The organism is Lachnoclostridium sp. Marseille-P6806 (assembly GCF_900625025.1).
Classification (GTDB): Bacteria; Bacillota; Clostridia; order Lachnospirales; family Lachnospiraceae; genus CAG-791.
In genome coordinates, this window is the sequence record NZ_LR130575.1 from 271,152 (window position 1) to 284,057 (window position 12,906).

Sequence of the window (12,906 nt, forward strand, 5' to 3'; positions counted from 1 at the left end):
CACAATGAAATAGTGCCTGCGGCGCTGCCGCAGAGGCATGGAGGAAAATATGTCTGAAGAACAGGTGAAAAGACCCGTAAAAATTGTGGAGACCGTGCTGCGCGATGCGCACCAGTCTCTGATTGCAACCAGAATGCCGATCGAGGAAATGACTCCCATTCTCGATAAGATGGACCGCGTGGGCTACCATGCCATCGAGTGCTGGGGCGGTGCGACCTTTGACGCCTGCCTGCGCTTCCTGAAAGAGGATCCGTGGGAGAGACTGCGGACGCTCCGGAAAGGCCTGCCGAATTCAAAGCTGCAGATGCTGTTCCGCGGCCAGAATATTCTCGGATACAGTCATTACAGCGACGATGTCGTCGAGTATTTTGTTCAGAAATCCATCGCGAACGGCATCGACATCATCCGTATCTTTGACTGCCTGAACGATCTCCGCAATCTTGAGACGGCGGTCAAAGCGACGAAAAAAGAGGGCGGGCATGCGCAGATCGCTCTGTCCTACACGCTCGGCGATGCTTACACCGAGGAGTATTGGGTCAATATTGCGAAGCAGATTGAGGAGATGGGCGCTGATTCCATCTGCCTTAAGGATATGGCGGGACTTCTTGTCCCCTACGAGGCGGACAAGCTGGTGCGCGCGATGAAAGCGGCAACCGGACTTCCGATCGATCTGCACACTCACTACACCTCCGGTGTCGCATCCATGACGCAGCTCAAAGCGGTCGAGGCGGGCTGTGATATCATCGACTGTGCCATCAGCCCGATGGCTCTGGGAACCTCCCAGCCGGCCACAGAGGTCATGGTCAAGACGTTTCAGGGCACGCCCTATGATTCCGGCCTTGATCTGGATCTGCTCTGCGAGATCGGAGACTACTTCCGCCCGTACAGAGAGAAATGCCTTGCCGACGGCCTGCTGAATCCCAAGGTGCTCGGCGTCAATATCAAGACCCTGCAGTATCAGGTTCCCGGCGGCATGCTCTCCAACATGGTGAGCCAGCTCAAGGAGCAGAACGCCGAGGACAAGTACGAGGATGTTCTGAAAGAAATTCCGCAGGTCCGCAAGGACTTCGGCGAGCCGCCGCTGGTTACGCCGTCCTCGCAGATCGTCGGAACGCAGGCCGTCATGAATGTGCTCATGGGCGAGCGCTACAAGATGGCGACCGGCCAGACCAAGGATCTGCTGAGCGGCAGATACGGCCAGACCGTGAAGCCGTTCAACGCAGAGGTGCAGAAGAAGATCATCGGCGACGGAGAGGTCATCACCTGCCGTCCGGCGGATCTGATTCCTCCGATGCTGCCTGAATTTGAAAAAGCGGTGGAGCAGTGGAAACAGCAGCCGGAAGATACCCTCAGCTATGCGCTGTTCCCTCAGGTTGCGGTTGAGTTCTTCAAGTACCGGCAGGCACAGCAGGAGAAGGTGGACGTCACCAAGGCGGACACAAAGAACGGCGCATATCCTGCATAAGGATACGCCCTTAACAAGGACTTTTTCGGACTCCCCAACTGCGCGTCGCGCGGCTGGGGAGCTTTGCGGTTCCGCTGCGATAACGGCAAGATACGAAACAGGATATTTATGAAACGACTGAATGCGGTAAAACGGCTGATGGAAGAAGAAAAGCCGGAAAAAGAGGCTCAGGGAAAGAACATCTTATTCCCTTCGGATCTGAAAAAAATAATCGGTGCGTCGGAGCCTGGCGAATGGACGGGGGAGCGGCCCGGTGCGTGCGAACATAAGATCAAAGAGATCATGCAGCAGGAATTTGCGCCCACGGAGAAGATAGGGGACTACTGGGTGCGGCCGGGACTTTACGATATCAGCGGGGCCATGCCTATCCCGGGAGGCGCTAATTTTACCATGCATTCAAACGGTGCAGCCGCGGCGGAGCTCTGCCTGTTTCATCGGAAAGCGGCGGAGCCTTTCGCTGTGATTCCTTTTCCGGTGCATTTTCGGATCGGCTATACCTATGCGATGATGGTGTTCGGGATTGATATCGAGGAGATCGAATACTGCTACCGTCTGGACGGGCCGTGGAATCCGGCGGAGGGTCTGCTGTTCGATAAGCGGAACAATCTTTTGGATCCCTATGCCATGGCAGTGGTCGGACAGAGCGCGTGGGGCAAGCGCCGGAACGGGCCCGGAGACTACCGGGGGCGGGTCGTCAACAATACCTACGACTGGAAAGCCTCTCGCTTTCCACTGATCTCCATGCAGGATTCCGTGATCTACGAACTGCATGTGAGGGGCTTTACCGTTGATCCGAGTTCGGGTGTGCAGTACCCCGGAACCTTTGCCGGGCTCATCGAAAAGATACCGCATCTTCGCGAGCTGGGCGTCACCGCCGTGGAGCTGATGCCCATCATGGAATTTGACGAGACGATGAATTCCCGGGAGTACGGCGGCCGCAAGCTCCTCGAATACTGGGGCTACAATACGGTTTCTTTCTTCGCTCCCAACACCTCTTATGCCGCCTCCCATGAATACAATTATGAGGGGCTGGAGCTCAAGAACATGGTCCGCATTCTCCATGAGAATGGGATAGAGGTGATCATGGATGTCGTGTTCAACCACACGGCGGAGGGCAACGAACAGGGGCCGATCATCAATTTCAAGGGCTTCGGCAACAACATCAGCTATATGCTGGATCGAGACGGTCGTTACTACAATTTCAGCGGCTGCGGCAATACATTCAACTGCAATCATCCCCTGATTCAGAAATACATCATGGAATGTCTCCGCTACTGGGTCACGGAGTACCGCATCGACGGCTTCCGCTTTGATCTGGCGAGCATCATGGGAAGAAACCGCGATGGCTCGCCGATGGAAAATCCGCCCCTCCTTGAGAATCTGGCGGACGATTCCATTCTGGGGAAAACAAAGCTCATCGCGGAGGCATGGGACGCGGGCGGGCTCTATCAGGTCGGAAAGTTTCCCGCCTACAAGCGCTGGGCGGAGTGGAACGGCTCGTACCGCGACTGCCTGAGAGACTATCTCAAGGGAAATTACTGGAACGCGAGAGAGACGGCCGACCGCATCATCGGCTCGCCCGATCTCTATCACGGCGTCTATGAGGGCTATACCTCCTCCGTCAATTTTCTGACCTGCCATGACGGCTTTACGCTGCGGGACCTCTATTCCTATAATGAAAAGCACAACGAGGCCAACGGCTGGGGCAATACTGACGGCGCGAACGACAACCGGAGCTGGAACTGCGGCGCAGAGGGAGAAACCGACGATCCCGCTGTCAATGCGCTCCGCCGGAAGATGATGTGCAATGCGATCACGGTGCTCATGTGCAGCCGGGGAACGCCGATGATCCTTGCCGGCGATGAGTTCTGCAATACACAGTTCGGCAACAACAATTCCTACTGTCAGGACAACGAGATCAGCTGGCTTAACTGGCGGCAGAAAGACGAAAACCGGACATATTTTGAATTTTATCGCAACATGATCGCATTCCGCAAAAAGCATCCCTGCATTTCAAGGACGCTTCTGGAGGCAGCCTGCGGCCTCCCGCCGGTCATGACTTGCGGGATCGACGCGGAGCATCCCTACGTAGATGAGAATACGAGTACCCTCTGTGTGCTGTTTTCGGGGCGGCAGCACGAGGATGCGCCGGACGATGGAGTATTTCTTGTGATCAACAGCTACTGGGAGCCGTGCGAGGTGATTCTTCCGGCGCTGCCCGGAGGATATCACTGGCAGATGGAGGTCAATACGGGGGGTGACGACGGCGCCCGTTTTTTTGCGCGGCCTCTCTCCTTTGAGGGGAGAGTGACGGCGCTGGCAGAGCCCCGCAGCGTGCTGGTGTTTTCACTCTATCAGGGATGGTAGCTTTCGGAGGTTGCGGCTCTTATGGAAAAAAAGATTCTTGTGGTGGACGATGAGGAGCGCATGCGCACGCTGGTTCGTGATTTTTTCAGACGCAGCGGATATGCGGTGCTGGAGGCGGGAGACGGTCTGGAGGCGCTGGAGCGGCTGGACCGTCACCGGGATATCGGGCTGGTAATTCTCGATGTCATGATGCCGCGGCTGGACGGCTGGGATACTGCGCGGGAGATACGGAAAAACTCGTCGGTTCCGATTATCATGCTGACAGCGAAATCGGATGAGAGCGATGAGCTGCGGGGCTTTGAGCTGGGGATCGACGAGTACGTGACCAAGCCGTTCAGCCCACGGACGCTCGTCGCCCGCGCCGAGGCGCTGCTGCGGCGGACCGGAAACGGAGAGGCCGGGAACGGGCGCCTTGAGACGGCGGGAATCGTGGTCGACCAGAACGCGCATACCGTGGCGATAGACGGCCGCCCGGTCGAGCTGAGCCTCAAGGAATTCGAGCTTCTCACATATTTTATGGAGAACAGCGGCATTGCGCTCAGCCGGGAGCAGATCCTCAATAATGTCTGGAACTATGACTATTTCGGGGATCCGCGGACCGTCGACACGCATGTCAAAAAGCTGCGCAGCAAGATGGGAGAAAAGGGTGAGCTTATTCAGACGATCTGGGGAATGGGATACCGCTTCACCGCGCCGAAGCCGCAGCCGTAGGAAGCCCGGAGAAATGCGGTATTCGATCCGCGTGCAGTTTATTCTTTTTCTGTTCGGGCTGATGATGCTGACGGTGCTTCTGTGCATTGTCCTCAATACGGTCTTTCTGCCGGGGTATTACCTGCGTGAAAAGGAACGGGCGCTGGAAAAGACGTTCCGCAGCATCAACACCGCGGCAAGCAGCGGGGATATCAGCTCGGACGATTTTGACGTGGAGCTGATGAAAGCCGTGGGGCGCGACGGCGTGAGCGTCATTGTGATGGATCCGGATTCCCGGACGATCAAATCGTTCTCCGTGGACACGGCTCTTATGACGCGGCGTCTCTACGACAATCTTCTGGGGGAAAACGAGAGCATCTCGAGCGAGGATGCGGCGGCTCTGGAGGAGGGGAGGCTGCGCCGTTCGGAGTCCGCGTCGGCGTCGTACATACCGTCCGCCTATCTGATTTCCGTGCTTTATGCAGCGGGAAACGGCACCATGCAGGTGGTTCTTGACAGCGCGACGAATACCCGCTTTCTCGAGCTCTGGGGAACGCTGGACAGCGGCGACTTCTTTCTCCTGCGGACAGCGCTGGAGAGCATCGAAAACAGTGCGGCGATCGCAAACCGCTTCTTCGTCTATGTTGCGATTCCGTCGACGCTGCTGGGTATTCTGCTCGCTCTGTATCTGGGAGAAAGGGTGACGCGGCCGATCCGGGAGCTCACCGCGATTTCTGAGCGCATGAAGCGGCTGGATTTCGGCGCGAAGTATACCGGGAGGGACCGGACGGAGGTGGCGGAGCTTGGCGCCAATATCAACGAGCTTTCCGAGACGCTCGAGCGCACGATTTCAGAACTGAAGACGGCCAACAGCCAGCTTCGCAAGGATATCCGGCGCAGAGAAGAGCTTGACGCGGCGCGGCGTGAATTTCTGTCGAATGTGACGCATGAGCTGAAAACGCCGCTGGCTCTGATTCAGGGCTATGCCGAGGGGCTGATTGAGGGCGTGAGCGAGGACGCGGAGAGCCGGAGCAGCTATGCGGGCGTGATCATGGATGAAGCCAAAAAGATGAACGTCATGGTGCAGAGACTCCTTGCGCTGGATCATCTGGAATCCGGAGCGGAGGCCGTCCGGATGGAGCGCTTTGATGTGGCGGAGCTGATCGGGCGCTACCTGTCCTCGGCGGAGCTCCTTGCGGGCTGCCGGGATGTGACGGTCCGGTTTGCACAGCGGGGGGAGCGCATCGACGTCTGGTCCGATCCTTTTCTTGTGGAGGAGGCATTCACCAATTATTTCAGCAATGCCTGCCATTATGTGGAGTCGGCGGACGGAGAGAAATATATCGATATCCGGATCGTTCCCTGCAAGGAGGATGCCGGCCGGGTGCGAGTGAGCGTATTCAACAGCGGGCTGCCGATTCCGGAGGAAAGCCTGCCTCATATCTGGGAAAAGTTTTATAAGGTCGACCGGGCGCGCACCAGAGCCTACGGCGGATCCGGGCTCGGCCTGTCGATCGTCCGGGCGGCCATGGAGCTTCTGGGACAGGATTACGGGGTGAGAAACTACGATAACGGGGTGGAATTTTACCTGACGCTGGATGCCAGAGCGGTGGAAGAGGATGCGGCTTTGTGATACAGTAATCGAGTCGGAAGAACCGTATGAAAATCACACGGCTATTTGTGCCGAAGCCCAAATAGCCTCTGATCGCAGCCGCAAAACTGTCTGCGCGAATTTTGCGGCGCGTGCCTTGCTGGCTGGGGCGCTTCGGCATGGAGGATTATTATGATCGCAGTGATTGATTATGACGCCGGGAACACAAGAAGTGTTCTGAACGCGCTGCATGCGCTGGGACAGGACGCGGCGCTTACCCGCGATCCGGCGGCGATTCGTGCGGCGGAGCGGCTTATCCTCCCCGGCGTGGGGGCCTTTGGCGAGGCGATGGAAAGGCTCCGATCCTTTGGACTCGATACGCTTCTTTGCGAGGCGGCGGACTCCGGCAGGCCGCTCCTTGGGATCTGTCTGGGGCAGCAGCTTCTGTTTGAAGAGAGCGAGGAGAGTCCCGGCGTTCGGGGACTCGGCATCCTCGCGGGACGCTGCCGGAGGCTTCCGGAGACCGGAAAGCTCAAAATACCGCAGATCGGCTGGAATGATCTCAGCTACCCGGAAAAGGAAGCGGGAGGCGATCCGGCGGGGCGGCTGCTGTGCGGCGTCCCGGAGCATTCGTACGTCTATTTTGTCCATTCCTATCATGTCGTGCCGGAGGACCGGTCGGTCATTGCCGCCACGGTGGAATACGGAATTACGGTTGCCGCGGCGGTGGAACAGGGCAATGTCTTCGCCTGCCAGTTCCATCCGGAGAAGAGCGCAGAAGCGGGACGGCAGATACTGAAAAATTTTCTGGAGATCGGATAACATGCTTACAAAACGTATCATTCCCTGCCTCGACGTCAAGGACGGCCGCGTGGTAAAGGGGGTGAATTTCATACGGCTGCGCGACGCGGGAGATCCGGTGGAATGCGGCGAGGCCTATGCGGCCGCCGGCGCGGATGAGCTGGTGTTTCTGGATATTACGGCGACCAGCGACGCGCGGGAGACGGTGGCGGATATGGTGCGCCGCGTGGCGGAGCGGGTTTTTATTCCTTTTACCGTCGGCGGAGGGATCCGAAGCACGGAGGATATGCGGGCGATTCTCCGCGAGGGTGCGGACAAGATTGCAGTCAATTCCGCGGCGCTCCGGCGGCCGGAGCTGATCCGGGAGGGAGCGGAGCGCTTCGGCAGTCAGTGCATTGTCGCGGCGATCGACGCGCGGCGGCGGACGAGTCATCCCGATGGAACGCTGATTTCCGGCAGGGGAGAGGATGTCTGGACGCCGGAGGACGGCTGGACCGTATACCGGAACGGAGGGAGAATCGATACCGGGCTGGACGCGCTCGAATGGGCAAAGGAGGCCTGTGCGCTGGGAGCGGGGGAGATCCTGCTCACCAGCATGGACTGCGACGGAACAAAGTCGGGCTATGATCTTCCGCTGACCAGAGCGGTTGCGGACCGCGTCGGCGTGCCGGTTGTGGCCTCCGGCGGCGCGGGCTGCGAGAAGCATTTTTTGGAGGCGCTCACGGAGGGCGGCGCCGACGCGGCGCTTGCCGCGTCGCTGTTTCACTATAAGGAGCTCGAGATCCCCGCGCTCAAACGCTATCTTCGCGGGCAGGGCGTGCCGGTCAGGACATAATGCTCGTTCATTGAAGTCAGACGATTGAAATCCGGTGATTCAGAATATAAGTTCACTCATGAGAATGGAAATCAGGAGGAATAAGCGATATGCAGTATAAGCTGGCAGGTAAGGAGCCGCGGGCGGTGCTCCGCTATTTTGAAGAGATTGCGGCGATTCCGCACGGCTCCCGCAACACAAAGGCGATCAGCGATTATCTGGTCCGCTTCGCAAAGGAGCACGAGCTGCGCTATTTTCAGGACGAGGTCAACAACGTGGTGATTTTTGCGGATGCCTCGCCCGGCTATGAGGAGGCGGAGCGCATTGTCCTGCAGGGCCATATGGACATGGTATGCGAGAAAAATGCGGACGTCGTTCTGGATATGGAAACGGAGCCCATCGTTCTTGTTCTGGACGAGGATGGAGACACGCTCCGGGCGGACGGCACGACGCTTGGCGGCGACGACGGAATCGCAGTCGCCATGATGCTCGCAATTCTGGAGGACAAAACGCTGCCCCATCCGGGACTTGACTGTATTTTCACGGTCGACGAGGAGGTCGGTATGGACGGCGCGGAGGCGCTCGACTGCGCCGCGATCCACGGGAGAAAGCTGCTGAACCTCGATTCGGAGGAGGAGGGCGTGTTCACTGCAGGCTGCGCCGGCGGCGTGCAGCCGCATATCACCTTTCCCGTCGAAAGAAAGGAAAAGAAAGGTCTGCCGTTTATGATCCGCGTGAGCGGACTTCGCGGCGGCCATTCGGGGGAATGCATCGGACTCGGAAGAGCAAATGCGAACCAGATTCTAGGACGGGTGCTCTGCGTGCTCGGCAAAGAGTTTTCGTTCCGTCTGATCCGCATGGACGGGGGCTCCAAAGACAATGCGATCACCCGGGAGGCGGAGGCGGAGCTTCTCTTCCCGTGCGGAACGGACAGAGCGGCCGTCACAGCATGGCTCGACGGCTTTGCGGAGCTTCTCCGGAATGAATATCAGTTTACGGACGCAGGGATCTCGCTTGCCGGAGAATGGGGAGAAGAGACGGCCCGGCGCGTGATGAAAAGGAAGAGCGCCCGCGCGGTGCTCTGCTTCCTTGCCGTTTTTCCCTACGGGGTGCAGGAATTCAGCCCGGCGTTCGCGGGGCTCCCCCAGACATCCCTGAATCTGGGAATCCTGAAAACGGAGGAGAACGCAGTCCGCGCCGTATTCCTTGTGCGCAGCTCGGTGAACAGTCAGAAAGACATGATGGCGGACCGGGTCGTGAGTCTCGCTGAGGCACTGGGCGGGAGCGCCGAGCTTTCGGGCTGCTATCCTGCGTGGGAATATCAGGCACAGTCGCCGTTCCGTGACATCATGGCAAGGCTGTATGAAGAGCAGACCGGGAAAAAGCCCCGCATCGCCGTCATTCACGGCGGACTGGAATGCGGACTGCTCTCCGGAAAGCTGCCCGGGCTGGATGCGGTTTCCATCGGTCCGGATATGAAAGATATTCATACGCCGAATGAGCATTTCAGTCTCCGGTCGGCGGATCGGGTATATCAGTTTGTGCTTTCGCTGCTCCGCGAGTCCCGCTGAGGGATTCGTCCGGGCGGGCATCTTTACAGGAGGCCGCAGTATGTCTGCCATCAGCAATGACTGGCTGCCCGCGCTCGGCGCGGAATTCAAGAAGCCGTATTACAGGGATTTGTATTTTTTCGTAAAAAAGGAATACTCGGAGAGAGTGATCTATCCTCCGTCGGAGGAAATCTTCAACGCGATCCATCTGACGCCGCTCAAGTCGGTGCGGGTCGTTATTCTCGGGCAGGATCCGTATCACAACGCCCATCAGGCGATGGGACTCAGCTTTTCCGTGAAGCCCGAGCTCCGGGAGCTGCCGCCGTCGCTCGTCAACATTTTCCGGGAGCTGCATGACGATCTCGGCTGCAGGATGCCGGACAACGGGGATCTCACGCCGTGGGCGAAGCAGGGGGTTCTTTTGCTCAACACAGTGCTGACGGTGCGCGCACATCAGGCGTTTTCCCACAAGGGACACGGCTGGGAGGAATTTACGGACGCGATCATCCGCACGGTCAACGCCGAGGACAGACCGATCGTGTTTCTTCTGTGGGGGACTCCGGCGCAGCAGAAGTCGCTGATGCTGGACAACCCGAAGCACCTCGTTCTGAAAGCGCCTCATCCGAGCCCTCTGTCGAGCTATCGGGGATTTTTCGGCTGCCGGCACTTTTCCCGCTGCAACGCGTTTCTGGAGGAGCACGGGGAAAAGCCGATCGACTGGCAGATCCCGGATGTGTACGGCGCGGCGGAGAGCTGACGGCAAAGAATCATATTTTTCGGAGGTAGTATGCAGAAAAAGCCATTTATAACCAGCCGGCAGGCAGAAGAGATTGCGGCGCAGTATCCTACTCCCTTTTATCTGTATGACGAAGCGGGGCTGCGCAGAAACTGTGAGGCGATCCGCGAGGCATTTGCGTGGAATCCGGGATTCCGCGAGTTTTTTGCCGTCAAGGCGACGCCGAATCCCTGTCTCATGCAGATCATGCGGGAGTATGATTTCGGCTTTGACTGCTCCTCGGATGCGGAGCTTCTGCTGTCCCGCGCGGTCGGAGCGGACGGCGCGCATATCATGTACTCCTCGAACGATACGCCGGAGAACGAGTTTGCCATAGCCGCAGAGCTGGGAGCGATCATCAATCTGGATGACATCACCATGATTGAGCATGTGGAGCACGCGCTTGGCGGCAAATTTCCGGAAACCATGTGCTGCCGCTACAATCCCGGCGGCGTGTTCCGGATGAGCAACGGCATCATGGACAATCCTGGGGATTCCAAGTACGGCATGACGAGGGCACAGATGTCGGAGGCATTCCGCCGGCTTAAGGAAAAGGGCGTGCGCAGCTTCGGCATTCATGCTTTTCTTGCGTCCAATACGGTAACGAATGAATATTATCCGGAGCTTGCGGGACAGCTCTTTGCGCTCGCGACGGAGCTGCAGAGCGAGACTGGGGCGCGTATTACGTTCATCAATCTGAGCGGAGGTGTCGGGATTCCGTATACGCCGGAACAGGCGCCCAACGATATCCGTGCGATCGGCGAGGGCGTGCGCAGACGCTTTGAGGAGATTCTTGTCCCGGCGGGGATGGGCGATGTGGTGATTTACACCGAGATGGGGCGCTTTGTGACGGGGCCCTACGGCGCGCTGGTGACAAAGGCGATCAACGAGAAGCATATCTACAAGGAATATATCGGGGTGGATGCCTGCGCCGCCAATCTGATGCGGCCGGCGATGTACGGGGCCTACCATCACATCACGGTGCTGGGGAAAGAGGAAGAGTTCCCCGATCACCGCTATGATATCGTAGGGTCGCTCTGCGAGAACAATGACAAATTTGCGGTGGATCGCGAGCTCCCTGAAATTGCCATGGGGGATTTTCTCTTCATTCATGATGCCGGCGCGCACGGCTTTTCCATGGGCTACAATTATAACGGCAAGCGGTGGTGTGCGGAGCTTCTTCTCAAGGAGGACGGCACAGTGCAGCAGATACGCCGGGCGCAGACTCTGCGGGACTATTTTGCGACTCTCGACAGTACGCTCTACTATGAGAGGCTTGTCTGAAGGAGAAGTCTTCCGGCTCCGGCGGAGTTCCGCCGGTTGACCGGAGCTGCCGCAGATGATAAGATACAGACTTACAGAGGCGGTTTTGCAGGAATGGCGGAATGGCAGACGCGACGGACTCAAAATCCGTTTTCAGCGATGAAGTGTGGGTTCAAGTCCCATTTCCTGCATGAGGCATAAACGGCGGTTTTTCGGTACAATGGCGGAAACCGCCGTTTTGTGTGATAAACCGGAAAGAGTGTACGTGCACATTCCGAGGGGACACAAAGAACGCGGCAAAGGGTATCAACATGAAAAATCATTCTGCTAAGAATATGGCAACGGCGCTGACAGCGATTGCGATTTTTGCCGCCTCAATTGCAGGCTGCGGCAAAAAAGCGAATCCGCAGGCGGATGCCGGAAAGACGGGATGGACCGCAGCGGAGCAAACGGCTGCGGTGGAAACAGAACCGGATGCCGGTAAAGCGGGGCAAACCGCTGCGGGAATGGAACCGGATGCTGCAGAAGCGCAGAAAATATCCGGCACGGCGGAAACAGCGGGTGAAGAGGACAGGGAGAGGACAGAGGACAGCTCGGCAGATGCGGAACCGGAAAGCCTTGATCGTGAGGCTGTTTTTCGGGCATTTATGAATAACGAAGTAAAAGCGTTAAACAAAATCGAACGATTAAAGGATCTTCCCTACGATGAGTATAAGGCTGTATTCGGCAAAGAGTATTCCTTTGATGAAATGACGGCCATAACAGAAGCCAAAATGGAATACTATTATGGAGACACTGTTTCATCGGTTGCATTTGCGTATGTAGACTGCATGAACGATGGGGTAAAAGAACTTGCTCTTCGTGTTACCGGCGGTAAAGCAGATATAGAGGATTGCACGGTTTATCAGATATATCGGGTTACGGACGATGGCAGGCCTGAGCTGGACGACGAATTTATCGGCTATTATCGTTCGTTTGCCTCGATTAACAAATACGGCGTTGTGAATTGCAGCGGAGCGGGCGGCGCAGCCACATTCGTCAATCATTACATGACCATTGACCCGAACGGAAAAGAAACCAGTATTTACTATGAGGAGGAGACCATGTCTCTCGCGTATCCAAGGCTTAGCTACAATGATCTTCCCTCCGATTTTCCGGGAAGAGAGGCTGTGCAGGATGCGACTTTGTACGCATCTGACACTGACCGGACATATAATAAATTTCGATATAATTTCGGCGCGGAGTATCCGGATTACGATGATCCGGATTATGACAGAAAAATAGATGAATATCGGAGAAATCAGTATTATCGCTTTGAGGATTATAAAGGGAACGATGCGATTGGCGCACTTGGGGATTTTCTGGTGGCATACGTGAACTTCGGCCTGCACATTGAGGCAAAGGAGGACCTCGATGCCATCATTAAAGAGAGAATAGCAGATCTTGGTCTGACCGAGGAAATCGTATATTCCAAAGAGGAACCGGAATGGACGGTAATCCGGCCGCGGAAACCGTAACGGCTGCTTTTGCCGTGCTGCGGACTGCAGGACAGCCCGGCAGAAAGCAGGTCTGCCGGCGGGGATAATATGA

The 12,906-nt window shown here is 57.2% G+C and carries 10 protein-coding genes and 1 tRNA gene; all 11 read left to right on the forward strand.

From position 1 onward, the window contains the following. The first annotated feature begins 49 nt into the window (after window positions 1-49). The 11 genes from E0E20_RS03520 to E0E20_RS03570 all read left to right on the forward strand — a co-directional run bounded on the left by E0E20_RS03520 (window position 50) and on the right by E0E20_RS03570 (window position 12,833). Window positions 50-1,465, forward strand: a complete 1,416-nt coding sequence (locus E0E20_RS03520; RefSeq protein ID WP_130836752.1) for an oxaloacetate decarboxylase subunit alpha — start codon at window positions 50-52, stop codon at window positions 1,463-1,465. A 282-nt stretch (window positions 1,466-1,747) separates the two neighbouring features. Further along, window positions 1,748-3,832, forward strand: coding sequence for a glycogen debranching protein (locus E0E20_RS03525; protein WP_130836951.1), 2,085 nt, complete (start codon window positions 1,748-1,750; stop codon window positions 3,830-3,832). 21 nt (window positions 3,833-3,853) lie between these two features. Further along, window positions 3,854-4,543, forward strand: coding sequence for a response regulator transcription factor (locus tag E0E20_RS03530; protein ID WP_130836754.1), 690 nt, complete (start codon window positions 3,854-3,856; stop codon window positions 4,541-4,543). 13 nt (window positions 4,544-4,556) lie between these two features. Next, window positions 4,557-6,155, forward strand: coding sequence for a sensor histidine kinase (locus E0E20_RS03535; protein WP_130836756.1), 1,599 nt, complete (start codon window positions 4,557-4,559; stop codon window positions 6,153-6,155). Between the two features lie 150 nt (window positions 6,156-6,305). Continuing rightward, complete coding sequence (hisH, locus tag E0E20_RS03540; RefSeq protein WP_130836758.1) at window positions 6,306-6,935, forward strand: imidazole glycerol phosphate synthase subunit HisH; 630 nt, start codon at window positions 6,306-6,308, stop codon at window positions 6,933-6,935. A gap of 1 nt (window position 6,936) precedes the next feature. Beyond that, entirely contained in the window at window positions 6,937-7,749 is an 813-nt protein-coding gene (gene hisF, locus E0E20_RS03545) for an imidazole glycerol phosphate synthase subunit HisF (RefSeq protein ID WP_130836761.1), read from the forward strand. 89 nt (window positions 7,750-7,838) lie between these two features. Continuing rightward, on the forward strand, window positions 7,839-9,299 hold the full coding sequence (locus E0E20_RS03550; RefSeq protein WP_130836763.1) for an aminoacyl-histidine dipeptidase: 1,461 nt from the start codon (window positions 7,839-7,841) through the stop codon (window positions 9,297-9,299). 40 nt (window positions 9,300-9,339) lie between these two features. After that, window positions 9,340-10,035 (forward strand): uracil-DNA glycosylase, encoded by a 696-nt coding sequence (gene ung / locus E0E20_RS03555; protein WP_130836765.1) that lies wholly within the window; start codon window positions 9,340-9,342, stop codon window positions 10,033-10,035. A 30-nt stretch (window positions 10,036-10,065) separates the two neighbouring features. Then, on the forward strand, window positions 10,066-11,337 hold the full coding sequence (locus E0E20_RS03560) for a diaminopimelate decarboxylase family protein (protein WP_130836767.1): 1,272 nt from the start codon (window positions 10,066-10,068) through the stop codon (window positions 11,335-11,337). Window positions 11,338-11,424: 87 nt separating this feature from the next. Beyond that, a tRNA-Leu gene (locus E0E20_RS03565) sits at window positions 11,425-11,507 on the forward strand. A gap of 120 nt (window positions 11,508-11,627) precedes the next feature. After that, window positions 11,628-12,833 carry a hypothetical protein gene (locus tag E0E20_RS03570; protein WP_130836769.1) on the forward strand — a complete coding sequence of 402 codons (1,206 nt, stop codon included), beginning with the start codon at window positions 11,628-11,630 and terminating at the stop codon, window positions 12,831-12,833. Window positions 12,834-12,906: the final 73 nt, after the last annotated feature.

What these genes read in the sequence shown, in the direction of transcription:
- E0E20_RS03520 (WP_130836752.1), top strand. Translation starts at nt 50, where the DNA reads ATGTCTGAAGAACAGGTGAAAAGACCCGTAAAAATTGTGGAGACCGTG.
- E0E20_RS03525 (WP_130836951.1), top strand. Translation starts at nt 1,748, where the DNA reads ATGCAGCAGGAATTTGCGCCCACGGAGAAGATAGGGGACTACTGGGTG.
- E0E20_RS03530 (WP_130836754.1), top strand. Translation starts at nt 3,854, where the DNA reads ATGGAAAAAAAGATTCTTGTGGTGGACGATGAGGAGCGCATGCGCACG.
- E0E20_RS03535 (WP_130836756.1), top strand. Translation starts at nt 4,557, where the DNA reads ATGCGGTATTCGATCCGCGTGCAGTTTATTCTTTTTCTGTTCGGGCTG.
- hisH (WP_130836758.1), top strand. Translation starts at nt 6,306, where the DNA reads ATGATCGCAGTGATTGATTATGACGCCGGGAACACAAGAAGTGTTCTG.
- hisF (WP_130836761.1), top strand. Translation starts at nt 6,937, where the DNA reads ATGCTTACAAAACGTATCATTCCCTGCCTCGACGTCAAGGACGGCCGC.
- E0E20_RS03550 (WP_130836763.1), top strand. Translation starts at nt 7,839, where the DNA reads ATGCAGTATAAGCTGGCAGGTAAGGAGCCGCGGGCGGTGCTCCGCTAT.
- ung (WP_130836765.1), top strand. Translation starts at nt 9,340, where the DNA reads ATGTCTGCCATCAGCAATGACTGGCTGCCCGCGCTCGGCGCGGAATTC.
- E0E20_RS03560 (WP_130836767.1), top strand. Translation starts at nt 10,066, where the DNA reads ATGCAGAAAAAGCCATTTATAACCAGCCGGCAGGCAGAAGAGATTGCG.
- E0E20_RS03570 (WP_130836769.1), top strand. Translation starts at nt 11,628, where the DNA reads ATGAAAAATCATTCTGCTAAGAATATGGCAACGGCGCTGACAGCGATT.